We start from the raw sequence: 26,446 nt of genomic DNA, 5'->3' as shown, positions 1-26,446 counted from the left end.
TATGGCCGAACAATCCACTTCCGAATATTTCCGTTATCGGATTCGCCGCGATACGCAGGGTGCCATCGCCTGGTTCACCAATGGCTGGCGCAATAACAAGCGGTTTCGCTGGGCTGCCATCGGCCTTGCGTCCATGCTGGCGCTGTTCGTGCTGGCATGGATTGCGCTGGCGCGGGACTTGCCCGACGCCGAATCGCTGCTGGATTATGAACCGCCTTTGCCCACCGTGGTGCGCGGCATTGATGGCGAGATTGTCCATTCCTATGCCCGTGAACGCCGCGTGCAGCTGCAATATTCGGATTTTCCGCAGAAATTGATCGAAGCCTATCTGGCCGCCGAAGACAAAACTTTTTTCACCCATGGCGGGGTTGATTTTACCGGCCTTGCTGGCGCGGTGGTCGATTATGTGTCCAAACTTGGCAGCGGGCAGCGCGCCAAGGGCGGGTCCACCATCACCCAGCAGGTGGCGAAAAACATTCTCGTGGGCGACGAATATTCCGTCACTCGCAAGCTCAAGGAAATGATCCTGGCCAGCCGCATCGAAGGCGTGCTGACCAAGCAGCAGATCCTTGAGCTGTATCTCAATGAAATCCCGCTGGGGCGCCGCAGTTTTGGCGTGCAGGCAGCATCCCGCGCCTATTTCGACAAGGACGTGGGCGACCTTGAACTGCATGAGGCAGCCTATCTTGCGATCCTTCCCAAGGCGCCGGAAACCTATAGCCGCGAAAAGAATTACGGCGTGGCTCTGGAACGGCGCAATTTCGTGCTTGGGCAAATGGCTGCCAATGGCTTTGTCACCGCAGCAGAAGCGGCCGCGGCGCGGGCCAAGCCCCTTGGCATTGTCAGGCAGCGTTCCGACACGCGGACAGTGGATGCGGGATATTTCCTGGAAGAAGTCAGACGCCAGTTGATCGGCCAGTTCGGCGAAACGGCGGAAAAATCCAAGAACAGTGTCTATGCTGGCGGCTTGTGGGTGCGCACTTCGCTTGATCCTGAATTGCAAGTGGCTGCGCGCGATGCGCTGCGCGCCGGAATGCTGGCCTATCATGGCAATCGCGGGTGGACAGGGCCGATTGCGATATTGAAGGAATCCGACGGCAGCCTGACGGGGCAGCTCGCCAGTTCCTATCTTGATATCAATTACAAGGACTGGCGCGTTGGCGTGGTCACATCGCGCAATGGATCATCCGCGCGCATTGCCTTTGGCGATGGAACAGAAGCCCCGCTGGGCGGCGTGCCCAATGCGCTGAAAGTTGGTGATGTGGTGGCCGCATCCCCCAGCGGAAATTCCTACAATGTCCGCACCATTCCCGAAGTATCGGGCGGCTTTGTCGCCGAAGACCCGCAAACCGGCCGCGTGCTGGCCATGCAGGGCGGTTTTGACAGCCGGCTTGGCTCATTCAACCGTGCGACGCAGGCTGAACGCCAGCCCGGCTCCACCATCAAGCCGTTTGTCTATGCCACCGGGCTCGACCACGGCATGACGCCCGCTACCGAGGTGCCGGACCAGACCTATTGCTTCTATCAGGGCGCTGCCCTGGGCGAAAAATGCTTCCGCAATTTTGGTGGCGGCGGCGGCGGTGTCCACACTATGCGGTGGGGGCTGGAACAATCCCGTAACCTGATGACCATCCACATCGCGATGGAAGCAGGCATGCCCAATGTCGTCAAGACCATCGACCGGGTGGGCATTGGCAAATATGAAGCCTATCCCGCATTCGCCTTGGGTGCAGGCGACACCACTGTGTTGAAGATGGTCAATGCCTATGCCTCTCTGGCCAATCAGGGCCGGCAATTTGCGCCCACGCTGATTGATTATGTGCAGGACCGGCGCGGCAAGGTGATCTGGCGGGCCGACAAGCGCAAATGCGGCAATTGCAACATGGCGGAATGGGACGGGCAGGCAATGCCGCGTCTGGCGCCGGGCGGCAAGCAGGTGCTCGACCCGCGCACGGCCTTCCAGACAGTGCATATGCTGCAAGGTGTGGTTACGCGCGGAACAGCCGTCAGGCTGCGCGATCTTGATCTGCCGCTGTTCGGCAAAACCGGCACCACCAGCGGCCCGACCAATGCGTGGTTTGTCGGGGGCACACCTGAAATTGTGGCGGGGACCTATCTGGGCTTCGACCAGCCGCGCAATATGGGCGGCTATGTGCAGGGCGGAAACACTGCTGCGCCAATATTCAAACGCTTTGTCACCGACACCAAGAAGCGCTGGAGTGACGAGCCATTTGCGGCACCGGCCGGTGTGCGGATGGTGCGGATCGACCGCGTGTCCGGCAAGCGCGTATTTGCCGGCGCGCCGAGCGATGATCCCAAGGCGTCGGTGATATGGGAGGCATTCAAACCCGATTCCGAACCACCGCGGGCCACGCGTCAGGACGAGATCGAGACGCGCCGCAAGCAGATCCTCGACCTGATCAGGCGCGGCACCCGCGCACAGACCAATGCGAAGCGATCTGCCAGCAGTCCGGAAAAGCAGGCAGACTTTGTCGAAGAGCAGGGCGGCCTTTACTGATTGGCTGCATCGCGCACCTGTTCGGCCATGGCGACATGCTGCGCGATGCTTTACATTCGAAACACGTCCGTTAAGCGGGCCGCAAATTCGCGGAGAAAATGATTATGCGTGCCGAGGGGCAGGCCAATATTGACCGGATCGAAGCTGCGCTGGCGCTGGTGCGCCTGTCGCTGGACTGGGATCGTGCGCTGCGGCGTCTGGACGAACTGAATGCGCGGGTCGAAGACCCGACGTTGTGGGATGCGCCCAAGGAAGCAGAAGCGGTGATGCGGGAACGCCGCCGGCTGGAAGCTGCCATCGGAACCGTGCGTGAAATTTCCTCTGAGATGTCGGACGCCATCGAATTTGTCGAAATGGGCGAAGCTGAAGGCGACGCTGACATTGTGGCCGAAGGCCTCGCCAGTCTGGACAAGCTGGCCAAGCGCGCTGACGCTGACAAGGTGCAGGCCCTGCTGGCGGGCGAGGCTGATGCCAATGACGCCTATATCGAAATTCACGCTGGCGCTGGCGGTACGGAGAGCCAGGACTGGGCAGAAATGCTCCAGCGGATGTATTCCCGCTGGGCTGAAAAACGCGGCTACAAGGTGGAAGTCGTCGATTATCATGGCGGCGAACAGGCGGGCATCAAATCTGCCACGCTGCTGGTCAAAGGCGAAAATGCCTATGGCTATGCCAAGACCGAAAGCGGCGTTCACCGGCTGGTGCGGATCAGCCCTTATGACAGTTCGGCGCGCCGCCACACCAGCTTTAGTTCGGTGTGGGTCTATCCGGTGATTGACGACGATATCGATATCGAAATCAACGAAAGCGATCTCAAGATCGATACCTACCGTGCCAGCGGCGCGGGCGGTCAGCACGTCAACACCACCGATTCCGCAGTCCGCATTACCCACCAGCCAACCGGCATCGTGGTGGCCAGCCAGAACGACCGTTCGCAGCACAAGAACCGCGCCACCGCGATGAACATGCTGAAAGCGCGCATGTTCGAAAAGGAAATGGCCGAACGCGAAGCGGCGGCATCGGGCGAATATCAGGAAAAGACGGAAATTGGCTGGGGCCATCAGATCCGCAGCTATGTCCTGCAACCGTACCAGATGGTGAAGGATTTGCGCACTGGCGTCACATCGCCTGCGCCTGATGTGGTGCTGGATGGCGGGCTGGACGAATTTATCTCCGCTGCACTGGCGCAGCGCGTGACTGGCGAAACTGTCGAGGTGGAGGACGTCGAGTGATCTGCCGGGTTGCCCTGTGCGCCCTGGCGCTGGCGGCGACCAGCGGGTGCGAGCGTATTCCCGGCGGCGATGATCGATCCGGCCCCGGTGCGGGTTTCCCCCGGGCGGACCGTCCCGTTTCTTCGGTACAGAGCAACCAGTTTTCGACCGAAACGCAGCGCGATGGCGTGGGCGAGGCGCAAAAGGTGATGGATCTGGCGGAATTGAAGCCGGGCATGACCGTGGCGGATATTGGCGCGGGTGAAGGATATTATACCGTCCGTCTGGCGGAACGGGTGGGCGCAAAAGGGCGCGTGCTGGCGCAGGACATTGACCGCGAGGCCTTGCAGCGACTGGGCCAGCGGGTGGAGCGTGAACGGCTGGACAATGTATCCATCAAGCTGGGCGCGCCGGATAATCCGGGCTTGCCGGAAAACAGTTTCGACCGAATTTTTCTGGTTCACATGTATCACGAAGTGCGCGAACCTTACGCGTTTTTATGGCATTTGTGGCCAGCCCTTCGCAAGGATGGCCAGGTGGTTGTGGTGGACATTGACCGCCCGACCGACCAGCATGGGATCGATCCGCTGCTTTTGTCATGCGAGATGGAGCGGGTCGGGTTCGAACTGGTGACATTCAAGGATTCGCCGGAACTTGCCGGCTACTATGCGCAATTCAAGGCAGCGGCCACGAGGCCAAAGCCCAATGAGATAAAGCCTTGTCGCGGTTCACCGGGCGGGGCGGGTAACGCAGCCGGTTAGGCTGCCCAAACGGGACGTAAGATATAATGGCTTTCAAGGGTCTGACACCGATCAATTATGGCGGACGCGAAGTCTGGCCGCTGATCGAAGGCGGCAAGGGCGTTTCTGCCACTAATGGCGCCAGTTCCGGCGCATGGGCGGCGGCTGGCGGCATCGGCACGGTCAGTGCAGTCAATGCTGACAGCTATGATGCTGACGGCAATGTCATTCCGCAGGTCTATGACGCCCCCACGCGCAAGGAACGCCACCAGCAATTGATCCAATACGGCATTGATGGCGGCGTTGCGCAGGTCAAACGTGCGTTTGAAATGGCCGATGGCAAGGGCGCGATCAACATCAATGTGTTGTGGGAAATGGGCGGCGCGCAAGCCGTGCTGGAAGGCATTCTGGACCAGACAGAAGGGATGGTCACAGGGGTCACCTGCGGCGCAGGGATGCCGTATAAGCTGGCGGAAATCGCCGCGCATTACAATGTCTGTTACCTGCCGATCATCAGTTCGGCCCGTGCGTTTCGCGCCTTGTGGAAACGCAGCTATCACAAGGTGCCGCATTTGATGGCCGCCGTGGTTTACGAAGACCCGTGGCTGGCTGGCGGCCATAATGGCCTGAGCAACGCAGAAGACCCCAAAGTGCCGCAGGACCCCTATCCGCGGGTGAAGGAATTGCGCGAAACGATGCGCAAGGAAGGCGTCTCGGAAGAGTGTGTCATCGTGATGGCTGGCGGGGTCTGGGCGCTGCGGGAATGGGAAAACTGGATCGACAATCCTGACTTGGGCAAGATCGCCTTCCAGTTCGGCACGCGCCCCTTGCTGACGCAGGAAAGCCCGATCCCCCAGGAATGGAAAGACATGCTGCGCACCATCGAACCCGGTGACGTGTTGCTGCATAAATTCAGCCCCACCGGGTTTTATTCCAGCGCAGTCAAAAACCCGTTTCTGTGGGATCTGATCCACCGCAGTGAAAGGCAGATACCCTATTCCAAGGTGGAAGCCGGCGAACATACGACGCAGCTTACCGTTGGAGTTCGCGGCAAAAACTTCTGGGTCGCGCCAAAGGATGCCGAACGGGCCAGGGTATGGTTTGGCGAAGGCTACACCGAAGCATTGAAAACGCCTGACGACACGATTGTCTATGTCACGCCGGAAAGCCGCGATATCATCCGCAAGGACCAGAAAGACTGCATGGGCTGCCTGTCCCATTGCGCGTTTTCTTCATGGAAAGACCATGATGATTACACCACCGGCCGCCTGGCCGATCCGCGCAGTTTCTGTATCCAGAAAAACCTGCAGAACATTGCCCATGGCGGCCCGGTTGACGAAAATCTCGCCTTTGCCGGGCATGCTGCATACAGGTTCAAGCAGGACCCGTTCTATTCCAACAATTACACCCCCACGGTGAAGGAACTGGTCGACCGGATTCTGGCAGGCGACTGATCAGCCGTTGCAGCGCTGAAATGGCGGCAGCCATACCGCGCTGACATCATAGAGAAATGGCCTCTTGCGCGTTCATCGCTGCAAGAGGCCATTTGTTTTTTTTTGGGCTAATTTTTTGGGGCGGATTGGTTTTTCAATAGGTGGCCCGGGCAGCCTGATCGCCAGCGCTGGCAGCGGTCAGACAAGCCCTTCCAGCACCTGGTCAGGCGGTCTGTGGCCATCCATCCAGAAGCGGATATTGGCGATCACCTTTTCGCCCGATGCTTCGCGCCCCTCCACCGTGGCGCTGCCGATATGGGGCAGTGTCATCACATTGGGGTGGGCGAAAAGCCGTTCATCCACGCGGGGTTCTTCAGGATACACATCCAGCCCGGCCCCTGCCAGATGGCCGGACTGCAGCGCGTGTACCAACGCATCCTGATCCACCAGATCGCCGCGGGCAGTGTTGATAAGGGATGCTCCCTGTTTCATCAGGCCGATGCGCCGCTCGTCCATCATGCCCACGGTCTTGTCACTGGCAGGACAATGCAGTGTGAGGATGTCGGACATTGCCACCAGCTCGTCCAACTGCTCCACATATTGGGCGCCGAACATCGTTTCCACAGATTGCGGCAGCCGGTGACGATTGTGATAGGCAATCGACAGGCCAAACGCCCGCGCGCGGTAGGCCACTGCCTGACCGATGCGGCCCATGCCGACAATGCCCAGAACCTTGCCGCCAATCTGCCGGCCCAGCATTCCTGACGGCGTCCACCCCGTCCACTGCCCGCGCCGGACAAGAGACACCCCTTCGCGAACGCGCCGCGGCACACCGATGATCATCGACATGGCAAGGTCTGCTGTATCATCGGTGAAAACGCCGGGTGTATTGGTGACAATGATGCCCCTGCGCCTGGCTGCTGCCAGATCGATATGATCGGTGCCTGCGCCGAAACTGGCAATCAGCCCCAGCCTATCGCTCGCGGCGTCGATCAGCGCGGCGTCAATGCGGTCTGTCACCGTGGGCACCAGCACATCGCAATTCTGCACTGCGGCTGTTAATTGCGCGCGCGACAGGGGCGCGTCTTCCGGATTGAGCGTAGTGTCGAACAATTCCTTCATCCGGGCTTCTACCGAAGGCATCAGATGGCGGGTCACGATGACCCGCGGCGTGCCGTCAAAGCGGCGGTTGCCGACATCCGGGGCGGGCGCGGGAGAGGTGAGAGAATGATCAGGCATTGCGCTGCGCTAGGACGGGTTGGGCCGCACGGTCAAGCCTCGGCCCATGCGATGCCGGCAATTTGCGCGCAAGTTGATCGTATCGGCTTGTCGCGGTGGCAGGCTGCGATGTATGGAATGCCCATGATCAACAGAACCTTGCCGATCCTGGCCCTCCTTTTCATCGTCTTCGCTTCGCCCGCATCGGCGCAGCAACGCGATGTGCCATATTGGGCGACAATCCGCGCCAGCGAAATCAACATGCGGGTGGGGCCAAGCGCGGAATTCCGGATCGATTGGGTCTATCGCCGGCAGGGGCTTCCGGTGAAAGTGATCCGCGTGGTCGAAGGTTGGCGGCTGATCCGCGATTCCGACGGCACGCAGGGGTGGGTGGTCGCGCGTCTTCTCAGCCCGGATCGCGGTGCGGTAGTCATCGGAACAGGCCTTGCCGCCATGCGCGATGCGCCATCCGCCAGCGGAAAGCTGAAATGGAAGGCCGAACCCGGCGTCGTCGGAAAAATCGTTAAATGTGACGCGAACTGGTGCGAATTTGATGCAGGTGGCCGCATGGGCTGGATCGAGGCATCTCGCATCTGGGGTTCTGGCGAGCCTTGAATTGCGCACAATGCTCTGACCTAAAAACGAAAAGGGCGGCCCGGCGCGGGCCGCCCTTCTTGCATCGGGCTCACCGTGGCAAGCCGGAATTATTGGGCCGCCGGTGCGGTTTCTACAGGCGCCGCAATTGGTTCAGCGGCAGCAACGGTCAATGTGACGTTTTCGCCCGTATCGCTGACCGACGAGAAACTGCCGTCAGCGGCGGCTTCCGTGTTCGTCCAGCATTCTTCTTCTGACCCTTCTGCTGCTGATGTGAAGCAGATTTTGCCGCCCTTCATTTCATATGTGCCGGTATCTGTCACATCGTCACGCGTACCGGAATATGTCCCGTCGTCATTGATGGTGAATTTGGACGTGCTGCCGTCTGACCATGCAACATCATATGTCCCAGCCGCTACGCTGCCCGCAGGTGCCTGCGCGGCGACGGTTTCTTCCGCCACAGGCGCTTCGGGTTCAGCCTCGCTACAGGCTGCCAGTGCCGCAACTCCTGCCAGTAAAAACAATGCCTTCATCATCGTCCCCTCCTTCAAATGCACTGGCTGCCACCCGGCAGGCCAGTGTCGGTTAAACATCTTGATCAGGTAACAGGCCGCACGGTCACAGTTTCACCGCTATCGCTGGTGGCGATCCAGCTGCCGTCCGGGGCGGTTTCCCCAGCGGTCCAGCACATCGCGCCCTCGTCGTCGGCATCGGCGTCAAAACAGGCCTTGCCGTCCGCCGATGTGACGGTGCCGGTGATGGCCGTATTGCCGGTTATGCTGGAAAATGTGCCATCTTCAGCCGAAGTCATCCTCGCTATGGTGCCGTCGGCATAGGTGACTTCGTAAGTGCCAGGCCCGCCCGCACCAGTGTCTTCACCAGTGCCTGCAGAAGAGTTGGAATGTTCTGCCCCATCAGGTGCAGCATCTGCTTCGGGCGCAGCTTGCGAACATGCGGCAAGAGCCGCCGTGACTGCCAATAATGCCAGTGTCTTCATCGGTATTTACCTCGCCGATTGCAGCAAGGTAAATACCATGAATTATTGTCGCAGCCTAATGGCCGGAATTACTGTGACTTAGGCAGTTTTCCGGGGGTTTTCCTATGCCATTTCGAAGGCAATTGCGGTCGCTTCACCGCCGCCAATGCACAGACTCGCGATGCCGCGCTTTTTGCCTTGCTGCTTCAGCGCATTGAGCAAGGTTACGATAATCCGCGTGCCACTGGCACCAATCGGGTGGCCCAGCGCCGTGCCGCCGCCATTCACGTTGATCTTGTCATGCGCGATGCCGATGTCGCGCATCGCAAACATTGCCACACAGGCGAAGGCCTCGTTCACTTCCCACAGGTCAACATCGTCCACCGACCAGCCCGCTTTTTCCAGCAGCTTGTTGATCGCGCCGATTGGGGCAACGGTGAATTCAGACGGTTCCTGTGCGTGGGCAGCGCTGGCCACGATTTTTGCGATCGGACTGTAGCCATTGGCAGCCGCCACACTCGCACGGGTCAGCACGACCGCTGCTGCACCATCCGAAATGGAGCTGGAAGTGGCCGCAGTGATGGTGCCGTCCTTGGCAAAAGCAGGGCGCAGGGTGGGGATTTTGTCGGGATTGCCGCGGCCCGGCGCTTCGTCTGTATCAACCACCACTTCGCCCTTGCGGGAAGTGATCGTGACCGGCACGACTTCATCGGCAAAGGCACCGCTGGCAATTGCAGCATTGGCGCGGCGCAGCGATTCAATCGAATAATCGTCCATCGCCTCGCGGGTCAGCTGGTAATCATTGGCGGTATCCTGCGCGAAGGTGCCCATGGCGCGCCCTTCCTCATACGCATCTTCCAGCCCGTCCAGGAACATGTGATCATAGGCTGTGTCATGGCCAAGCCGGGCGCCCGAGCGGTGCTTTTTCAACAGATATGGCGCGTTGGTCATGCTTTCCATGCCGCCTGCAATCACTGTATCGATTGTTCCGGCAGCAAGGGCTTCTGCACCCATGATCACCGTCTGCATCCCTGAACCGCAAACCTTGTTAACCGTGGTGGCCTGAACGGATTTGGGCAGACCGGCCTTGATCGCCGCCTGACGCGCAGGGGCTTGGCCAAGGCCGGCGGGCAGCACGCAGCCCATATAGATGCGGTCCACATCACCGCCTGCAATGCCAGCGCGTTCAACCGCGGCCTTGACAGCCGCGGCGCCCAGCTCGGTTGCGCTCGCATCGGCCAATGCGCCCTGCATACTGCCCATGGGTGTACGGGCGTAGGACAGGATCACAATAGGGTCGTTGGCGGAAAATTGGGACATGGGTGGCACTTGCCTTTCTGTGCGAAGCGTGTTGCTATTTGTTTCAATGTGTAGTGCTGCACCGCAACAAAATCAAACGGAGAGAGTGATGGCCGATAACAAGCAAGAGCAACTGGACGGAATTCTGAACGCCCAGCGCGATGCATTTACTGCCGCACGGCCCGAAGCGCTGGATATCCGGCGTGACCGCGTGAAACGGGTGATCTCGCTGCTAGTGGACCATGGCGATGATCTGGCCAAGGCGATGAGTTCCGATTTCGGTAACCGCAGCCCCGATCTCAGCATGATGACCGATATTGTCTCGACCGTGAATTTCGGGAAATACTGCCTCAAACATCTCGACAAATGGGCCAGGCCGGAAAAGCGCAAGGTGCAGTTTCCGCTGGGGCTGCTGGGCGCAAAGGCGGAACTGCGGTTTGAACCCAAAGGGGTGATCGGCATTCTTTCGCCATGGAATTTCCCGATCAACCTGTCTCTGGGGCCGTTGATGCAGGTCCTCATCGCGGGCAACCGTGCGATGATCAAACCGAGTGAATTTACCGAAGCGACCTCGGAACTGACGCGCGAGCTGATCGAGAAATATTTCTCGGTCGAGGAAGTGGCCGTCATCACCGGCAGCCCGGAAGTGGCGCAGGCGTTTTCATCACTGAAATTTGATCATCTGGTATTCACCGGCTCCACCGAAACCGGCCGCAAGGTGATGGAAGCCGCTGCGAGCAACTTGGTGCCGGTCACGCTGGAACTGGGCGGCAAGTCGCCAGTGGTGCTGGGCCGCAGTGCCGATTTCGAAAAGGCAGGCGAACGCATTGCCATGGGCAAGATGATGAACGCCGGGCAGATCTGCCTTGCGCCTGATTATATGTATGTGCCCGAAGAACGTGAAGAAGGCGCAATTGCTGCAGTGCAGCTTGGCGTGCTCAACATGTATCCCACGCTGCTGAAAAATGATGATTACACCTCCATTGTGACAGACCACCATTTTGACCGTCTGAAGGGGTTGGTGGATGATGCGCGCAGCAAGGGTGCCGAGGTGATCGAGGTGAACCCCGCTGACGAGGATTTTTCCAACACCAATTCGCGCAAGATGCCGCTTACCATCCTGCGCAACGTCACGGACGACATGAAAGCGATGCAGGAAGAAATCTTCGGGCCGGTGCTGCCGGTCAAGACTTATAAGAACGTCAGCGAAGCGATTGATTACATCAACCGGCGTGACCGTCCGCTCGGCCTGTATTATTTCGGCGACGACGGGGGCGAGCGCGAGCAGGTGTTGCAACAGACCATTTCGGGCGGCGTCACGGTGAATGACGTGATTTTCCATGTGTCGATGGAAGATTTGCCGTTTGGCGGTGTCGGCCCATCGGGCATCGGTTCCTATCACGGGCCAGAAGGCTTCCGGGAATTCAGCCATGCGCGGTCTGTCTATACCCAGCCCAAAATTGATGTTGCGGGCCTTGCCGGGTTCAAACCGCCCTATGGCAAGAAAACCGAAAAAGCCCTGGCATCGCAGCTCAAGAAGGCCTGATCGGCGGCCTGACGGGTCGGCGTGGCAGGGTGAAAGGGTGGAATTAGCCAGAACCGGCCCTTGCACCCTGCGGGTCAGAGGCTTAGAGGCTGGCCCAACTTACGCCCAAACGGGAATCATTTGTGGTCGATCTAAGCCAATATCTACCGATCCTGATTTTTCTGGCCATCGCGCTGGGATTATCGGCAGCATTCGTATTTCTGCCCATGGGCGTGTCGCGCCTGACGGGCACACATAATCCGGATGCCAACAAGCTGAGCGAATATGAATGCGGCTTCCCCGCGTTCGAGGATTCGCGCAGCCAGTTCGATGTGCGCTTTTACCTGGTGGCGATCCTGTTCATCATCTTCGACCTCGAAGCGGCGTTCCTGTTCCCATGGGCAGTCAGCCTTGAATTTACCGGCTGGGCGGGGTGGATCACCATGATGATCTTCCTGTTCGAACTGATCATCGGTTTTGCATATGCATGGAAAGTAGGAGCGCTGGAATGGGAGTAGTAGCAGGCCTTCCAGCCGCGGCGCAGCCGGGCGAAATCCGTCAGCCGGATGAAGAGTATTTCAAGGCCATGCAGGCCGAAGTGAACGACAAGGGCTTCCTGGTTACCAGCACGGAGGATCTGTTTCAGTGGGCACGAACAGGCTCGCTGTGGTGGATGACTTTTGGTCTGGCGTGCTGCGCTGTGGAAATGATCCATGTCAGCATGCCGCGCTATGACATGGAACGCTTCGGCGTTGCTCCGCGCGCGTCACCGCGCCAGTCAGACGTGATGATCGTGGCCGGAACGCTGTGCAACAAGATGGCTCCGGCCCTGCGCAAGGTCTATGACCAGATGTCCGAACCGAAATATGTCATTTCGATGGGCAGCTGCGCCAATGGCGGCGGTTATTATCATTACAGCTATTCCGTGGTTCGCGGCTGTGACCGCATTGTGCCGGTGGATATCTACATCCCCGGATGCCCGCCCACTGCCGAGGCGCTGCTTTATGGCGTGATGCAATTGCAGCGCAAAATCCGCCGTTCAGGCACGGTAGAGCGTTAAGATGGCTGTTCTCCATTCCGCCCCCAGGATCACCTCGAATGAAGGTGTGAAAGACGCGCTTTCGGCTGCATTGCAAAGCATGCTGGTGTCAGCGCATGAAGAACATGGCGAAATCCTGTTCACCGTGCAGCGCGACAGCATCGAGGATGCATTGCGCTTGCTGCGTGACAGCCATGATTACCAGCAATTGATGGAAATCGCCGGCGTCGATTATCCGGGTCGGGCTGAACGCTTCGAAGTCGTCTACATGCTGCTGTCGCTGACCAAAAACCACCGGGTGATGGTCAAGGTAGCCACGGACGAGGCAACGCCGGTGCCAACGGTCACGACATTGTGGCCCAATGCCGGCTGGCTCGAACGCGAAGTGTTCGACATGTTTGGCGTGCTGTTTGCTGGCAATACCGATCTGCGCCGCATTCTGACCGATTATGGATTTGAAGGGCACCCGTTCCGCAAGGATTTCCCGCTGACCGGTTATACGGAATTGCGGTATTCCGAAGAGGAAAAACGGGTTGTTTACGAGCCGGTGGAACTGGCGCAGGACTTGCGCCAGTTTGATTTCATGAGCCCGTGGGAAGGCGCAGATTACGTACTGCCGGGTGATGAAAAGGCGGCAACTTCGCCGGTGGACGAGCCCAAGACAACCGAATCTCCGGCGCAAACCGGCGCTGGTGCGAAAACTGATGCCAAAGCTGCGGAAAAGGTCAGCGCTGAAGGTCCAGCCAAGAAGGGCAGCGCGACCACGGATCCCGGCGCGCCCGAGCCCACCGAGGACCGGAAGTCGCGGGCCAGGCGTCAAGGCAAGACTGCCGACACCAAATCGGCAACGGAAACGGCCAGGACCAAGGCTGCAAAGCCGAAAGCGACCAGTCCCAAGGTGGCGAAACCGAAGGCGGCCAAGCCCAAGGCGGCCCCGCCCAAGACAGCCCAGCCCAAGGCGTCCAAGCCCAAGCCAGCCAAGCCCCGAGCAGCGAAGCCCCAGGCAGCCGCGCCGAAGCCTGTCAAAGGTGACGAAGCATGAGTATGCAGCTTGAACAGTCGCCGACCACCGGCGACGAGGTAATCACGAATTACACGATCAATTTCGGCCCCCAGCATCCCGCAGCGCACGGCGTTCTGCGGATGGTGATGGAGCTGGACGGCGAAATTATCGAGCGGATCGACCCGCATATCGGCCTGCTGCATCGCGGCACCGAAAAACTGATCGAGCACAAGACCTATCTGCAGGCCTTGCCCTATTTCGACCGGCTCGATTACTGTTCGCCGCTGTGTCAGGAACACAGCTACGTTCTGGCAATTGAAAAGCTGTTGAATGTGGAAGTGCCGATCCGCGCGCAATATCTGCGGGTGTTGTTTGCCGAATTGACGCGCATTTCCAACCATATGCTCAACATCGGCGCCCATGTGATGGACGTGGGCGCGATGACGCCCAACCTGTGGGTGTTTGAACTGCGCGAAGACTGCATGAACTTCTTCGAGCGGGCATCGGGTGCGCGGATGCATTCTGCATGGTTCCGCCCGGGCGGTGTGCATCAGGATGTGCCTCTGAAACTGCTCACCGACATTGGTGACTGGGTCGACAAGCGCCTGCCGGAATTGTTCGGCGACGCGATGAGCCTGGTGATCGACAACCGCATCTTCAAACAGCGCAATGTCGATATCGCCATTGTCAGCAAGGAAGATGCGATCCGCTGGGGCTTTTCCGGCCCGATGATCCGCGCTGCCGGCATCCCTTGGGACCTGCGCAAATCGCAGCCCTATGATGTCTATGACCGGTTGGATTTTGAAATTCCCGTCGGCACCAATTCCGATTGCTACGACCGGTTCATGGTCCGCGTGGAAGAAGTGAAGCAGTCTGCCCGCATCATCAAGCAATGCCTTGCCGAAATGCCGGAAGGGCCGATTGCCAGCGATGACCGCAAGGTTTCCCCGCCCAAACGCGGCGAAATGAAGCAGAGCATGGAAGCGCTGATCCACCACTTCAAACTCTATACCGAAGGCTTCCACGTTCCTGCTGGCGAGGTCTATGTGGCGACAGAAAGCCCCAAAGGCGAATTCGGCGTATATCTGGTCAGCGACGGCAGCAACAAGCCCTATCGCTGCAAGATCCGCCCCACTGCCTTCAGCCACCTTCAGGCAATGGATTTCATGAGCAAGGGCCACATGCTGCCAGACGCAACCGCCATTCTGGGCGCAATCGATGTCGTGTTCGGGGAGTGTGACCGCTAATGGCTAATCGTCATCTCGAGCCCGATACGCCCGAACTGCGCGCGCGGTGGTCCTCGTTCGCATGGACGGAAGAAAACAGGACCAAAGCGGATAAATTCATCGCGTCCTATCCCGAAGGCCGTCAGAAATCTGCGGTGATGCCGCTGCTCGATCTGGCCCAGCGTCAGGTGGGCACGGAAACCGATACGCAGGGCTGGTTGCCGTTGCCGGTGATGGAATATGTCGCGCAATATCTCGATATGCCGATCATTCGCGTGGTCGAAGTGGCGACGTTCTATTTCATGTATAACCTTGTGCCAGTGGGTAAATTCCACGTGCAGGTATGCGGCACTACGCCCTGCATGCTGCGCGGGTCGGATGATATCATCGCTGCCTGCAAGAAACGCGGAATGGAAAAAGGCACGGTTTCGGCAGACGGGCTGTGGACCCTCACCGAAGTGGAATGCATGGGCAATTGCGCCACGGCGCCAATGGTCCAGATCAACGACGGCAATTATGAAGATCTGACGGTAGAACGTCTGGACGCGGTGCTGGATGCGCTGGCGGCAGGCGGACAGCCGAGCGAAGGCACGCAGGAGCCGGGACGGCATACGTCCGAGCCTTCGGGCGGACCGACCACGTTGAAAGACATGGTCAGCGAAAATCACGATTACCGGGGCGAATGGGCATGAGCATAGCTACCATCATCATCGCGCTCGTTCTCATGTTCGTTGCGTTCAAGGTGCTGACCGGCATTCTTAAATTCGGCGCGATAATCGCTGTGCTGCTGATCGCCGCCTATCTTGTTTCGCAGGGAATTGTCTGATGGCGCTCGCTGACAAGGATCGCATCTTTACCAATCTGTACGGCTTCCAGGACTGGGGCCTGAAAGCTGCGCAGATGCGCGGTGACTGGGATAATACGAAGGACATAATTGCGCGCGGCAATGATGCTATCATCGATGAGATGAAGGCATCGGGCCTGCGCGGGCGGGGCGGGGCTGGCTTTCCCACCGGCCTCAAATGGTCCTTCATGCCCAAGGAATCGAAAGATGGCCGCCCGTCCTTTTTGGTGATCAACGCCGACGAGTCAGAGCCGGGTTCGTGCAAGGACCGCGAGATTATCCGCCACGATCCGCACAAGCTGATCGAAGGCGCGCTGATTGCCGGTTTTGCGATGCGCGCGCGGGCCGCCTATATCTACATTCGCGGCGAATATATCCGCGAAGCGCAGACGTTGCAGGCCGCGATTGACGAAGCCTATGCAGCAGGGCTGATTGGCAAGAATGCCAGCGGCACCGGCTATGATTTCGACGTGTTCATGCACCGCGGTGCAGGCGCCTACATTTGCGGTGAAGAAACCGCGATGATCGAAAGCTTGGAAGGCAAGAAGGGCCAGCCGCGCCTCAAGCCACCATTTCCGGCAGGCGCTGGCCTTTATGGCTGCCCCACCACGGTCAACAATGTGGAAAGCATTGCGGTTGTGCCCACAATCCTGCGGCGCGGTGCGAGCTGGTTCGCGGGATTTGGCCGCGAAGGCAATGCCGGTACCAAATTGTTCCAGATTTCCGGCCATGTCGACAAGCCTTGCGTCGTCGAAGAAGAAATGAGCATTCCGTTCAAGGAATTGATCGAACGCCACTGCGGCGGCATTAGCGGCGGGTGGGATAATCTGCTGGCCGTCATTCCCGGTGGCTCCTCTGTTCCACTGGTTCCGGCGGCGGAAATTATGGATGCGCCGATGGATTTTGACGGGTTGAAGGCTGTCGGTTCCGGTCTTGGCACGGCCGCTGTCATCGTGATGGACAAATCCACCGATATCGTCCGCGCGATCAGCCGCCTCAGCTATTTCTACAAGCACGAAAGCTGCGGCCAGTGCACGCCATGCCGCGAAGGCACAGGCTGGATGTGGCGCATGATGGAGCGCCTGCGCACCGGCGACGCGGAAATCGAGGAAATCGACATGCTGCAACAAGTGACCAAGCAGGTCGAGGGCCACACCATCTGCGCGCTGGGCGATGCAGCAGCCTGGCCGATCCAGGGCCTGATCAAGCATTTCCGGCCCGAACTGGAACGGCGTATCCATGAACATAATGCGCAATTTGCAGAGGCTGCGGAATAATGCCTAAAGTCACCGTCGATGGACAGGAAATCGAAGTCCCCAACGGCGCGACCGTGCTGCAGGCGTGCGAGCTTGCGGGTAAGGAAATTCCGCGGTTCTGCTATCATGAACGCCTGAGCATTGCCGGCAATTGCCGCATGTGTCTGGTCGAAGTGAAGCCCGGGCCGCCCAAGCCGCAGGCATCCTGCGCGCTGCCTGCCACAGACGGGCAGGAAATCCGCACGGACAGCGAAATGGTGAAAACCGCGCGCGAAGGCGTGATGGAATTCCTGCTGATCAATCATCCGCTTGATTGCCCGATCTGCGATCAGGGCGGCGAGTGTGACTTGCAGGACCAGTCGGTTGCCTATGGCCGTGGTGGTTCGCGATATGACCGTGAAACCAAGCGCGCAGTCACTGAAAAGAACATGGGCCCGCTGATCAAGACGATCATGACCCGCTGCATCCACTGCACCCGTTGCGTGCGTTTTTCGGAAGAAATCGCCGGTGTGGATGAAATCGGCGCGCTGTATCGCGGCGAAGATATGCAGATCACGACCTATCTCGAACAGGCCGCCAGCCACGAGCTTTCGGCCAATGTGATTGATCTGTGCCCGGTCGGCGCGCTGACATCGCGGCCTTACGCCTTTGAGGCGCGGCCATGGGAATTGAAGAAAACACTCAGCATCGACGTGTCCGATGCGGTAGGCGCGAATATCCGTCTGGACAGCCGCGGCCGCGAAGTCATGCGCGCCCTGCCGCGAATCAATGATGACGTGAACGAGGAATGGCTGTCCGACAAGGGCCGCTACATGGTCGATGGCCTGACCAAGCGCCGTCTCGACAAGGTTTTCATGCGCAAGCGTGGCAAATTGGTCGAAGCAAGCTGGGACGAGGCATTCAAGGCAATCGCCGCTGCCAAGCCGGGCAAGAACATCGCCGCGGTGGCGGGCGATATGGTGGATTGCGAAACGATGTTCGCTGCCAAGGCGCTGCTTGGCGCGATGGGTTCAACCCTGCTGGAAGGCCGTCAGACGGGCATGGATTACGACGTGTCCAGCCTGGCAGGTGTAAACTTCAATTCCACATTTTCCGGCATTGAAAACGCTGATGCCATCCTGATCGTTGGTAGCCATGTCCGGTGGGAAGCACCGCTAGTGAATGTGCGCCTGCGCAAGGCAGCGAAGCGTGGTGCGAAGATCTTCATCGTAGGGCCGGAATGGGAAACGACCTATCCCGCGACCTTCCTTGGTGAAGACCTCGCAGTGCTGTCGAAATTGCCTGATGCCGCTGTCAGCGCATTCAATGACGCGGAACGGCCTGCCATCATCATGGGCGGCGCGGCACTTGCCAAGGGCGCATTGGCCGCTGGCCTCGCCTTCGCGGCGCAGTTCAGGCTTGAGCGGGATGGCTGGAACGGTTTCAACGTGCTGCATTTCTCCGCGGCACGGATGGGCGGTCTGATGCTCGGCTACGCGCAGGCAGGCGGCATGGCAGATATTGCCCAGGCAAAGCCCAAAGTTGTCCTGTCGCTGGGCGCGGACGAAATGAATTTTGAACCCTTCGCCGATGCGCTGAAAGTCTATATCGGTCATCACGGTGACAAGGGTGCCCATGCAGCGGATATCATACTGCCCGCAGCATCCTACGCCGAGAAGGATGGCACTTACGTCAACACCGAAGGCCGCGTGCAATTTGCCGAAAAGGCCGTGTTCGCGCCCGGCGATGCCCGTGAAGACTGGACCATCCTGCGCGCCTTGGCTGATGCCCTTGGCGTCAGCGTCGGGTTTAACAGCTTTGCCGAATTGCAGAACGCCATGATTACAGCAGTTCCTGCGCTTGGCGTGGAAGGCCTTGCCGATTATGGCGCGCTGCCCAAGGCCGATGCGAAGGCAAAGGCCGAAGGCGTGATCTCAGCCTATCCGATCAAGGACTTCTATCTTACCAATCCCATCGCGCGCGCCAGTGCGGTGATGCAGCAATGTTCGGCAGAACTGCTGCACGGCGATGAACTGGCGGAGGCGGCAGAGTGACCGAATTCTTCCAATCGCTGGGCCTGTCCTACGAAGCGGCATGGGCGTTTGCGACCATTTCCGGCATTCTGCTGATTGCACTGCCGCTGATGCTGGCTGTCGCCATGATCATTTATGTCGACCGCAAGATCTGGGCTTCCATGGCCCTGCGGCGCGGCCCCAATGTGGTCGGGCCGTTCGGCCTGCTTCAATCCTTTGCCGACGGCTTGAAGGTATTCCTGCAGGAAACCATCATTCCCAGCGCGGCTAACAAGGGCCTGTTCCTGATTGCGCCGATTGTCACTTTCACCGTGGCGCTGCTGGCCTGGGCGGTCATTCCATTCGGCCCTGAAGCTGTGCTGGCCAACATCAATGTCGGCCTTTTGTATGTCCTCGCGATTTCGTCGCTCGGCGTATATGGCGTGGTTGTCGCGGGCTGGGCGTCGAATTCCAAATATCCGTTTTTCTCCGCCATGCGCGCCGCCGCGCAGATGATTTCCTACGAAGTCTCCATCGGCTTCATCCTTATCTGCGTGGTGCTGTGGGCCGGCACGTTCAACATGAACGGCATTATCGAGGCGCAGCGCGGCCATGGGCTTGGCATCGTCAACGGCTTTGTTTTCAACATTCTGCTGTTCCCGATGTGGGTCATGTTCCTTATCTCCAGCCTGGCGGAAACAGCGCGTGCGCCGTTCGATCTGACCGAAGCGGAATCGGAACTCGTCGCCGGGTATCAGACCGAATATAGCTCCATGAGCTTCGCCCTGTTCTGGCTGGGCGAATATGCCAACGTGCTGCTGATGTGTGCGCTTAATGCCATCCTGTTCTTTGGTGGCTGGTTGCCGCCGCTGAATGTCGACTGGCTGCCGGGCTATTACGTGCCGGGCTGGATCTGGCTGTTCGGCAAGATATTCTTCTTCTTCTTCATTTTCAGCTGGGTGAAGGCCACGGTGCCGCGCTATCGCTATGACCAGCTGATGCGCCTTGGCTGGAAGATATTCCTGCCACTCAGCCTGTTTTTCGTGGTGCTGGTTTCCGGCTATCTGATGCTTACGAGGTATGCGGCATGAGCACGATCACGCATCTGATCAAATCGTTCACCTTGTGGGAGTTTGTAAAAGCTCACACCCTGACGCTGAAATATTTCTTCAAGCCCAAGGTGACGATCAACTATCCGTTCGAGAAGAACCCGCTGTCCCCGCGTTTCCGCGGCGAACACGCCTTGCGCCGCTATCCCAACGGGGAAGAACGCTGCATCGCGTGCAAATTGTGTGAAGCTGTCTGCCCGGCGCAGGCGATCACCATTGAAAGCGAACCGCGCGAAGACGGCAGCCGCCGCACCACGCGTTACGACATCGACATGACCAAGTGCATCTATTGCGGCTTCTGTCAGGAAGCCTGCCCGGTGGATGCCGTGGTTGAAGGGCCCAACTTCGAATATGCGACCGAAACGCGCGAAGAACTGCTCTATGACAAAGCCAAATTGCTGGCGAACGGGGACAAGTGGGAGCGGGCAATTGCCGCGAACCTTGAAGCCGATGCACCCTATCGCTAACGCGCGCGCTCAGGACTGACAGGACCCATGATCCAGACCTTCGCCTTTTATCTCTTTGCAATCCTGGTGATTGCCAGCGGGACGCTGACCATTCTGGCGCGTAATCCGGTGCATTCCGTGCTGTGGCTGATCGTGTCGTTCTTCAACGCGGCGGGCCTGATGGTGCTGGTCGGCGCTGAATTCATCGCGATGCTGCTGGTCATTGTCTATGTCGGCGCGGTCGCGGTGCTGTTCCTGTTCGTGGTGATGATGCTGAACATCGATTTTGCCGAACTGCGGGCAGGTTTCATGAAGAACTTCCCTCTCGGCATCGCCATTGCGCTGGTGCTGCTGGCTGAACTCATCCTTGGCATTGGCGCCTATCGTGCCGGCGCGCTAAAACTGGGCACGCCTGACGGCACTGCCGCGCCCATGGTGGGCCAGAGCAATATCGAGAATATCGGCGCGCTGCTATACAGCGAATATCTGTTCCTGTTCGAAACCGCTGGCCTCATTCTGCTGGTGGCGATGCTTGGCGCGATCGTGCTCACCCACCGCGAACGGGCCACTGCGCACCGCGGGCATCAGAACATATCGAAGCAGGTCCGCCGCCGGCCCGAGGATGCGACCGTCAACACCAGCCCCGAAGTCGGGAAGGGGGTATCGCTGTGATCGGCATCGAACATTACGTAGTCGTCAGCGCGGTCCTGTTCGTGCTGGGTGTGCTCGGCATCTTCCTCAACCGGAAGAACATCATCGTCATCCTGATGGCGATCGAACTCATCCTGCTGTCAGTGAATATCAATCTTGTCGCGTTCAGCGCGTTTCTGGGCGATCTGACCGGGCAGATTTTTGCCATGTTCGTGCTCACCGTTGCAGCAGGCGAGGCCGCGATCGGCCTTGCCATTCTGGTGATCTATTTCCGTGGCCGCGGCACGATTGCGGTCGATGACGTCAACCGGATGAAGGGTTAAGTCACAGTGTCCTCCATCCTCATCATCGTATTCCTGCCCTTGCTCGCGGCTATCGTCGCAGGGCTGGGAAATCGTGCGCTGGGCAACACGGTCAGCAAGTCGATCACGACTGGCGCCCTGTTCATTTCCTGCGCGCTCAGCTGGCCAATTTTTCTCGGCTTTGTTGCCGGTAGCGCCGAAGCAACTGTCGTTCCGGTTCTGCAATGGGTGCAGTCTGGCGACCTGAGCTTCGACTGGGCCCTACGGGTCGACACGCTGACCGCCATCATGCTGGTGGTCATCACCACCGTATCGGCCCTGGTCCACCTGTATAGCTGGGGTTATATGGAAGAAGATCCGGACCAGCCGCGCTTCTTCGCCTATCTCAGCCTGTTCACCTTCGCCATGCTGATGCTGGTGACAGCCGATAATCTTGTCCAGATGTTCTTTGGCTGGGAAGGGGTGGGCCTTGCGTCCTATCTGCTGATCGGATTCTGGTTCCGCAAACCCAGCGCTAACGCCGCTGCCATCAAGGCTTTTGTGGTCAACCGCGTGGGCGACCTTGGCTTTATGCTGGGCATTTTCGGCACTTTCCTGGTGTTTGGTACAGTTTCCATTCCGGAAATTCTCGAGGCTGCACCATCCATGAGCGGGGCAACCATCGGTTTCCTCGGCTATCGTATGCAGACGATGGATATTCTGTGCATCCTGCTGTTCATCGGCGCGATGGGCAAATCCGCGCAGCTTGGCCTGCACACCTGGCTGCCAGACGCGATGGAAGGCCCGACCCCGGTTTCGGCCCTGATCCATGCGGCTACCATGGTGACCGCAGGCGTGTTCATGGTTTGCCGCCTGTCACCCATGTTTGAAACAGCGCCTGTTGCGCTGGGTTTTGTCACGTTCATCGGTGCTGCCACCTGCCTGTTTGCTGCCACCGTCGGCACCACGCAGTGGGATATCAAACGGGTCATCGCCTACTCGACCTGTTCGCAGCTGGGCTACATGTTCTTTGCCGCAGGCGTTGGCGCCTATGGCGCGGCGATGTTCCACCTGTTCACGCATGCCTTCTTCAAGGCGCTATTGTTCTTGGGTGCAGGTTCGGTCATCCATTCGATGCATCACGAACAGGACATGCGCTATTATGGCGGTCTGCGTAAGAAAATCCCGCTGACCTTCTTTGCCATGCTGGCAGGCACGCTCGCCATTACAGGGGTCGGCATCTACTGGCTCCATGCAGGGTTTGCTGGCTTCCATTCCAAGGATGCCATCCTGGAAGTCGCCTTTGCGCGCGGGACAGAACTTAGCCAATTTGCCTTCTGGGTCGGCTGCTTTGCAGCGCTGCTGACCAGCTTCTACAGCTGGCGCCTGATGTTCCTAACCTTCTGGGGCAAGCCGCGCTGGATCGAGAGCGAGCACATCCAGCACAGCGTCCACAAGACACCAGCGGAAGCGGGCGAGGACACAACCGGCGGCTATCATCCGCATGAAAGCCCTTTGAGTATGCTGGTGCCGCTCGGCATTCTTTCAATCGGCGCTGTGTTTGCAGGCTTCGTGTTCAACCCGCAATTCCTCGACAGTGCGGAATTCTGGGCAGGCAGCATTTATTATAACGAAAACCTGATCCACGCGATGCATGCTGTGCCGCTGTGGGTGAAGCTGAGCGCGACAATCGTGATGCTGCTGGGCGTGCTCATCGCCTGGATGGCCTACATCCGCGACACGTCGATCCCCGGCAAATTCGTCGAGCAGTTCCGCAACCTGCACAATTTCGTCTACAACAAATGGTATTTCGACGAATTGTATAATCTTGTTTTCGTCCGGCCGGCGTTCTGGCTCGGCCGCAAGTTCTGGAAGATCGGCGATGAAGGCATCATCGATCGGTTCGGGCCCAATGGCGCGGCATGGCTGGTGTCCAAGGGCACCGTGGCTGCGCAGAAAGTCCAGTCCGGTTATCTCTATTCCTATGCGTTGGTCATGCTGCTTGGTCTGGTCGCCGCCGTTACCTGGGTTCTGATGTGATGGGCGGTTTCCCGATCCTCTCGATAATGCTGCTGGTTCCGCTGGCAGCGGCCATCCTGTGCCTGCTGGTGCAAGCGGCAACAGCGCGCAGCATCGCGCTGGGCGCGACGCTGGCGAATCTGGCGCTGGGCATCCTGCTGTGGCTCAATTACGATATTGGCGGCGCGCAGTGGCAGTTCACGGAACAGGCTGAACTGTTTGCCGGTTTCAGCTACGCGCTGGGTATTGATGGCATCGCCCTGTTGCTGATCGTGCTGTCGGTATTCCTGATGCCGATCTGTATTCTGGCCAGCTGGAATTCGATCACCAAACGGGTCGGCGAATATATGGCCGCATTCCTGTTCATGGAACTGCTGATGATCGGCGTGTTCGCCGCGCAGGACATGTTCCTGTTCTACATCTTCTTCGAAGCGGGCCTCATTCCGATGTATCTGATCATCGGCATCTGGGGCGGCGATAACCGCATCTACGCCAGTTACAAATTCTTCCTCTACACGTTGCTGGGCTCTGTCCTGATGCTGATCGCGATGATGTGGATGGTGAACGAAGCGGGCACCACAGACATCCCGACGCTGATGAATTACGATTTCGATCCGCAGGCCCAGACATGGCTGTGGCTTGCGTTCTTCGCCAGTTTCGCAGTCAAGATGCCGATGTGGCCGGTGCATACGTGGCTGCCCGATGCCCACGTTCAGGCACCTACGGCAGGCTCGGTCATCCTGGCCGGTGTCCTGCTGAAAATGGGCGGTTACGGCTTCATCCGTTTCTCGCTGCCGATGTTCCCCGAAGCATCCGCGCAATTTGCGTGGCTAGTCTTCGCATTGTCGATGCTGGCAGTCGTCATCACCAGCCTGATTGCGCTGGTGCAGAACGACATGAAGAAGCTCATCGCATATTCGTCGGTTGCCCATATGGCGATTGTGACGGTGGGCCTGTTCTCCTTCAACGTGCAGGGTCTTGAAGGCTCGATGATCGTGATGCTCAGCCACGGCCTTGTGTCAGGCGCATTGTTCCTGTGCGTCGGCGTGATTTACGACCGGTTGCACACGCGCGAGATTGACCGTTATGGCGGTCTGGCCATCAACATGCCGCAATATGCGATGCTGTTCCTGCTGTTCACCATGGCCAGCATCGGCCTGCCGGGCACCAGCGGTTTTGTCGGCGAATTCCTGGCGCTGGCGGGCATTTATGAAGTGTCCAGCGTGGTGACGCTGGTCTGCACCACCGGCATCATCCTTGGCGCGGGCTATATGCTCTATCTCTATCGCCGCGTGGCCTTTGGCACGCAGAAGAACGCCGATGCGGCTGCCATGCAGGACATAACCATTCGCGAATGGCTGATGCTTGGGCCGATTGCCGCGGCGGTTTTATGGATGGGTGTCTATCCGGAGAGCTTCCTTGCCCCAATGCGCAAGGACATCGCGACACTGGATGCACGTCTTGCCCGTGCTGCGCCTGACGGCGATGCGAAACTGGTGGCGGGCACCCCGCGCAAGACAATTGCAAATGAAATGCCCCATGTGGCAGGCGAACATACCGGCGAGGCTGCCGCAAATGGCGAAGCCGCCGAGGGAGCGCATTGATGGATTACGGTTACTCCCTCTACCTGACAGGCCCGGAAGTTTTCCTGTCCGTCAGCGGCCTTGTGCTCACGCTGATTGCCGCATGGGGCGGGCGCAATGCGGGCCGCCTGTGCACCATTCTGGCAGTGGCCGCCCTGTTCGGCGCCAGCGCCATTACAGCGTCCCAAATTCTGGGCGATACCTCAGTGCAGGGCGCTGAAGCGTTTGGCGGTTTATACCGGATGGATGCATTTGGCGGCTTGGCCAAGTTGCTGATCTACCTTGCCAGCATCGGTTGCCTTATCGTGACCCCGCGGTTCTTCGCAAAGGGCAGCGAATATCGGCCGGAATATCCGCTGCTGATGGTGTTCGGCTCGGTCGGCATGGGCATGATGGTGTCCGCGGTCGATCTGATGACATTGTATATCGGCCTCGAACTCAGCAGTCTGTCGTCCTACGTGCTCGCCTCTTTCATGCGCAGCGATGACCGTTCGGCAGAAGCAGGTCTCAAATATTTCGTGCTCGGCGCACTGGCCAGCGGCATTCTGCTGTACGGGATGAGCCTGGTTTACGGATTTTCGGGCAGCACCAGCTACGGTTCGATCCGTGCAGCATTTGACGGCACCTTGGGCACAGGCGCATTGTTCGGCGTGATCTTCGTTCTCGCTGGCCTGGCGTTCAAGATCTCCGCGGTCCCGTTCCATATGTGGACGCCGGATGTTTACGAAGGCGCCCCGACGCCCGTGACGACCTTTTTTGCCACAGCACCCAAGGTGGCCGCCATTGCCATGACAGCGCGGATCGCGCTTGATGCGTTTGGCAACCAGGTCCCCGCTTGGCAGCAGATCGTGATTTTCGCAGCGCTTGCGTCAATTGTCATCGGTGCTTTGGGTGCCATCGGTCAGTCCAATGTCAAACGGCTGCTTGCTTATTCGTCCATCAATAATGTCGGCTTCATCCTGATCGGCCTTGCGGCGGCAACCACAGCGGGTGTCAGCGCGATGCTGGTCTATCTCGCCATCTATGTCGCCATGTCGCTCGGCAGCTTTGTTGCGGTTTTGATGATGCGTGATGCCAATGGCGATCAGGTGGAATCGATTGCCAATATGGCCGGCCTGTCGCGCAGCAACCCGCTGCTGGCCTTGTGCCTTGCAGCCATGATGCTCAGCCTAGCGGGCATTCCGCCGCTATTCGGCTTCTGGGGCAAATTCGTGGTGTTCCAGGCCGCGGTTCAGGCTGATCTGGTCGTGCTTGCCGCAATCGGTATCGCAGCCAGTGTAATTGGCGCGTTCTACTATCTCAAGATCGTCAAGATCATGTATTTTGACGAGCCTGCGAATGTGGTGGTTGGCAAGAGCGAGTTCAGCCATTGGGCCGTGCTGGGCCTGTGTGCGCTGGTCGTCTCGCCGCTTGGCTATCTGCTGACGATACCGCTGGGCATGGCGGCGAACCGCGCTGCACAAGCGCTGTTCTTCACGGTTTGA

At 58.9% G+C, this 26,446-nt stretch carries 24 protein-coding genes and 1 pseudogene; 21 read left to right on the top strand and 4 right to left on the bottom strand.

All coding sequences use genetic code 11. The features are described from left to right. Position 1 precedes the first annotated feature (1 nt). From GRI44_RS05680 to GRI44_RS05665, 4 genes are all read left to right on the top strand, one after another. A complete protein-coding gene (locus GRI44_RS05680; protein WP_160600425.1) occupies positions 2-2,518 on the top strand; it encodes a penicillin-binding protein 1A in 2,517 nt (838 codons plus the stop codon). Between the two features lie 104 nt (positions 2,519-2,622). Beyond that, positions 2,623-3,750, top strand: a complete 1,128-nt coding sequence (prfB, locus tag GRI44_RS05675) for a peptide chain release factor 2 (protein ID WP_160601309.1) — start codon at positions 2,623-2,625, stop codon at positions 3,748-3,750. Then, positions 3,747-4,490, top strand: coding sequence for a class I SAM-dependent methyltransferase (locus tag GRI44_RS05670; RefSeq protein WP_408609187.1), 744 nt, complete (start codon positions 3,747-3,749; stop codon positions 4,488-4,490). Before prfB ends, GRI44_RS05670 begins: the two co-directional genes overlap by 4 nt. Positions 4,491-4,516: 26 nt before the next feature. Next, positions 4,517-5,923, top strand: a complete 1,407-nt coding sequence (locus tag GRI44_RS05665) for an NAD(P)H-dependent flavin oxidoreductase (RefSeq protein ID WP_160600424.1) — start codon at positions 4,517-4,519, stop codon at positions 5,921-5,923. A gap of 177 nt (positions 5,924-6,100) precedes the next feature. On the opposite strand, the gene GRI44_RS05660 is transcribed toward GRI44_RS05665, so the two are convergent. Continuing rightward, on the bottom strand, positions 6,101-7,141 hold the full coding sequence (locus tag GRI44_RS05660) for a 2-hydroxyacid dehydrogenase (RefSeq protein ID WP_160600423.1): 1,041 nt from the start codon (positions 7,139-7,141) through the stop codon (positions 6,101-6,103). A 123-nt stretch (positions 7,142-7,264) separates the two neighbouring features. Here GRI44_RS05660 and GRI44_RS05655 point away from each other — a divergent pair, with 123 nt between their 5' ends. Then, positions 7,265-7,735 carry an SH3 domain-containing protein gene (locus tag GRI44_RS05655; protein WP_160600422.1) on the top strand — a complete coding sequence of 157 codons (471 nt, stop codon included), beginning with the start codon at positions 7,265-7,267 and terminating at the stop codon, positions 7,733-7,735. Between the two features lie 89 nt (positions 7,736-7,824). On the opposite strand, the gene GRI44_RS05650 is transcribed toward GRI44_RS05655, so the two are convergent. The 3 genes from GRI44_RS05650 to GRI44_RS05640 all read right to left on the bottom strand — a co-directional run bounded on the left by GRI44_RS05650 (position 7,825) and on the right by GRI44_RS05640 (position 10,010). Continuing rightward, positions 7,825-8,250, bottom strand: a complete 426-nt coding sequence (locus tag GRI44_RS05650; protein ID WP_160600421.1) for a DUF3833 domain-containing protein — start codon at positions 8,248-8,250, stop codon at positions 7,825-7,827. Between the two features lie 62 nt (positions 8,251-8,312). After that, on the bottom strand, positions 8,313-8,711 hold the full coding sequence (locus GRI44_RS05645; protein WP_160600420.1) for a hypothetical protein: 399 nt from the start codon (positions 8,709-8,711) through the stop codon (positions 8,313-8,315). Between the two features lie 102 nt (positions 8,712-8,813). After that, positions 8,814-10,010: a thiolase family protein gene (locus GRI44_RS05640; protein ID WP_160600419.1), complete on the bottom strand. Its 1,197-nt coding sequence runs from the start codon at positions 10,008-10,010 to the stop codon at positions 8,814-8,816. A gap of 88 nt (positions 10,011-10,098) precedes the next feature. Here GRI44_RS05640 and GRI44_RS05635 point away from each other — a divergent pair, with 88 nt between their 5' ends. The 16 genes and pseudogenes from GRI44_RS05635 (at position 10,099) to nuoN (ending at position 26,446) form a co-directional block, all read left to right on the top strand. After that, entirely contained in the window at positions 10,099-11,535 is a 1,437-nt protein-coding gene (locus GRI44_RS05635; RefSeq protein ID WP_232842977.1) for a coniferyl aldehyde dehydrogenase, read from the top strand. Between the two features lie 122 nt (positions 11,536-11,657). Then, a complete protein-coding gene (gene ndhC / locus GRI44_RS05630; RefSeq protein WP_160600417.1) occupies positions 11,658-12,032 on the top strand; it encodes an NADH-quinone oxidoreductase subunit A in 375 nt (124 codons plus the stop codon). Continuing rightward, on the top strand, positions 12,023-12,574 hold the full coding sequence (locus tag GRI44_RS05625) for a NuoB/complex I 20 kDa subunit family protein (protein ID WP_160600416.1): 552 nt from the start codon (positions 12,023-12,025) through the stop codon (positions 12,572-12,574). The genes ndhC and GRI44_RS05625 overlap by 10 nt, the downstream gene beginning before the upstream one ends. Position 12,575: 1 nt before the next feature. Next, a pseudogene (locus tag GRI44_RS05620) lies at positions 12,576-13,385 on the top strand (NADH-quinone oxidoreductase subunit C); the annotation flags it as partial. A gap of 206 nt (positions 13,386-13,591) precedes the next feature. Next, positions 13,592-14,803, top strand: coding sequence for an NADH-quinone oxidoreductase subunit D (locus GRI44_RS05615; RefSeq protein ID WP_160600414.1), 1,212 nt, complete (start codon positions 13,592-13,594; stop codon positions 14,801-14,803). Then, positions 14,803-15,474 (top strand): NADH-quinone oxidoreductase subunit NuoE, encoded by a 672-nt coding sequence (gene nuoE / locus GRI44_RS05610; protein WP_160600413.1) that lies wholly within the window; start codon positions 14,803-14,805, stop codon positions 15,472-15,474. The genes GRI44_RS05615 and nuoE overlap by 1 nt, the downstream gene beginning before the upstream one ends. Continuing rightward, positions 15,471-15,608: a hypothetical protein gene (locus tag GRI44_RS05605; protein ID WP_160600412.1), complete on the top strand. Its 138-nt coding sequence runs from the start codon at positions 15,471-15,473 to the stop codon at positions 15,606-15,608. Before nuoE ends, GRI44_RS05605 begins: the two co-directional genes overlap by 4 nt. Beyond that, positions 15,608-16,903, top strand: a complete 1,296-nt coding sequence (nuoF, locus tag GRI44_RS05600; RefSeq protein WP_160600411.1) for an NADH-quinone oxidoreductase subunit NuoF — start codon at positions 15,608-15,610, stop codon at positions 16,901-16,903. The genes GRI44_RS05605 and nuoF overlap by 1 nt, the downstream gene beginning before the upstream one ends. Further along, on the top strand, positions 16,903-18,915 hold the full coding sequence (gene nuoG / locus GRI44_RS05595; protein WP_160600410.1) for an NADH-quinone oxidoreductase subunit NuoG: 2,013 nt from the start codon (positions 16,903-16,905) through the stop codon (positions 18,913-18,915). Before nuoF ends, nuoG begins: the two co-directional genes overlap by 1 nt. After that, positions 18,912-19,964 (top strand): NADH-quinone oxidoreductase subunit NuoH, encoded by a 1,053-nt coding sequence (gene nuoH / locus GRI44_RS05590; RefSeq protein WP_160600409.1) that lies wholly within the window; start codon positions 18,912-18,914, stop codon positions 19,962-19,964. Before nuoG ends, nuoH begins: the two co-directional genes overlap by 4 nt. Continuing rightward, positions 19,961-20,449, top strand: a complete 489-nt coding sequence (nuoI, locus tag GRI44_RS05585) for an NADH-quinone oxidoreductase subunit NuoI (protein ID WP_160600408.1) — start codon at positions 19,961-19,963, stop codon at positions 20,447-20,449. The genes nuoH and nuoI overlap by 4 nt, the downstream gene beginning before the upstream one ends. A gap of 27 nt (positions 20,450-20,476) precedes the next feature. Further along, positions 20,477-21,100, top strand: a complete 624-nt coding sequence (locus GRI44_RS05580) for an NADH-quinone oxidoreductase subunit J (RefSeq protein ID WP_160600407.1) — start codon at positions 20,477-20,479, stop codon at positions 21,098-21,100. After that, the gene (gene nuoK / locus GRI44_RS05575) at positions 21,097-21,402 is read left to right on the top strand and encodes an NADH-quinone oxidoreductase subunit NuoK (protein ID WP_160600406.1); all 306 of its coding nucleotides are present in this window, start codon (positions 21,097-21,099) and stop codon (positions 21,400-21,402) included. Before GRI44_RS05580 ends, nuoK begins: the two co-directional genes overlap by 4 nt. A 6-nt stretch (positions 21,403-21,408) precedes the next feature. After that, entirely contained in the window at positions 21,409-23,400 is a 1,992-nt protein-coding gene (gene nuoL / locus GRI44_RS05570) for an NADH-quinone oxidoreductase subunit L (RefSeq protein WP_160600405.1), read from the top strand. Next, entirely contained in the window at positions 23,400-24,983 is a 1,584-nt protein-coding gene (locus GRI44_RS05565) for an NADH-quinone oxidoreductase subunit M (protein ID WP_160601307.1), read from the top strand. The genes nuoL and GRI44_RS05565 overlap by 1 nt, the downstream gene beginning before the upstream one ends. Beyond that, a complete protein-coding gene (gene nuoN / locus GRI44_RS05560; RefSeq protein WP_160600404.1) occupies positions 24,983-26,446 on the top strand; it encodes an NADH-quinone oxidoreductase subunit NuoN in 1,464 nt (487 codons plus the stop codon). The genes GRI44_RS05565 and nuoN overlap by 1 nt, the downstream gene beginning before the upstream one ends.

Source organism: Allopontixanthobacter confluentis (assembly GCF_009827615.1).
GTDB lineage: Bacteria > Pseudomonadota > Alphaproteobacteria > Sphingomonadales > Sphingomonadaceae > Allopontixanthobacter > Allopontixanthobacter confluentis.
This window is presented reverse-complemented; position numbering and strand designations above follow the sequence as displayed.

What these genes read in the sequence shown, in the direction of transcription:
- GRI44_RS05680 (WP_160600425.1), top strand. Translation starts at nt 2, where the DNA reads ATGGCCGAACAATCCACTTCCGAATATTTCCGTTATCGGATTCGCCGC.
- prfB (WP_160601309.1), top strand. Translation starts at nt 2,623, where the DNA reads ATGCGTGCCGAGGGGCAGGCCAATATTGACCGGATCGAAGCTGCGCTG.
- GRI44_RS05665 (WP_160600424.1), top strand. Translation starts at nt 4,517, where the DNA reads ATGGCTTTCAAGGGTCTGACACCGATCAATTATGGCGGACGCGAAGTC.
- GRI44_RS05660 (WP_160600423.1), bottom strand. Translation starts at nt 7,141, where the DNA reads ATGCCTGATCATTCTCTCACCTCTCCCGCGCCCGCCCCGGATGTCGGC.
- GRI44_RS05655 (WP_160600422.1), top strand. Translation starts at nt 7,265, where the DNA reads ATGATCAACAGAACCTTGCCGATCCTGGCCCTCCTTTTCATCGTCTTC.
- GRI44_RS05650 (WP_160600421.1), bottom strand. Translation starts at nt 8,250, where the DNA reads ATGATGAAGGCATTGTTTTTACTGGCAGGAGTTGCGGCACTGGCAGCC.
- GRI44_RS05645 (WP_160600420.1), bottom strand. Translation starts at nt 8,711, where the DNA reads ATGAAGACACTGGCATTATTGGCAGTCACGGCGGCTCTTGCCGCATGT.
- GRI44_RS05640 (WP_160600419.1), bottom strand. Translation starts at nt 10,010, where the DNA reads ATGTCCCAATTTTCCGCCAACGACCCTATTGTGATCCTGTCCTACGCC.
- GRI44_RS05635 (WP_232842977.1), top strand. Translation starts at nt 10,099, where the DNA reads ATGGCCGATAACAAGCAAGAGCAACTGGACGGAATTCTGAACGCCCAG.
- GRI44_RS05625 (WP_160600416.1), top strand. Translation starts at nt 12,023, where the DNA reads ATGGGAGTAGTAGCAGGCCTTCCAGCCGCGGCGCAGCCGGGCGAAATC.
- GRI44_RS05615 (WP_160600414.1), top strand. Translation starts at nt 13,592, where the DNA reads ATGAGTATGCAGCTTGAACAGTCGCCGACCACCGGCGACGAGGTAATC.
- nuoE (WP_160600413.1), top strand. Translation starts at nt 14,803, where the DNA reads ATGGCTAATCGTCATCTCGAGCCCGATACGCCCGAACTGCGCGCGCGG.
- GRI44_RS05605 (WP_160600412.1), top strand. Translation starts at nt 15,471, where the DNA reads ATGAGCATAGCTACCATCATCATCGCGCTCGTTCTCATGTTCGTTGCG.
- nuoF (WP_160600411.1), top strand. Translation starts at nt 15,608, where the DNA reads ATGGCGCTCGCTGACAAGGATCGCATCTTTACCAATCTGTACGGCTTC.
- nuoG (WP_160600410.1), top strand. Translation starts at nt 16,903, where the DNA reads ATGCCTAAAGTCACCGTCGATGGACAGGAAATCGAAGTCCCCAACGGC.
- nuoI (WP_160600408.1), top strand. Translation starts at nt 19,961, where the DNA reads ATGAGCACGATCACGCATCTGATCAAATCGTTCACCTTGTGGGAGTTT.
- GRI44_RS05580 (WP_160600407.1), top strand. Translation starts at nt 20,477, where the DNA reads ATGATCCAGACCTTCGCCTTTTATCTCTTTGCAATCCTGGTGATTGCC.
- GRI44_RS05565 (WP_160601307.1), top strand. Translation starts at nt 23,400, where the DNA reads ATGGGCGGTTTCCCGATCCTCTCGATAATGCTGCTGGTTCCGCTGGCA.
- nuoN (WP_160600404.1), top strand. Translation starts at nt 24,983, where the DNA reads ATGGATTACGGTTACTCCCTCTACCTGACAGGCCCGGAAGTTTTCCTG.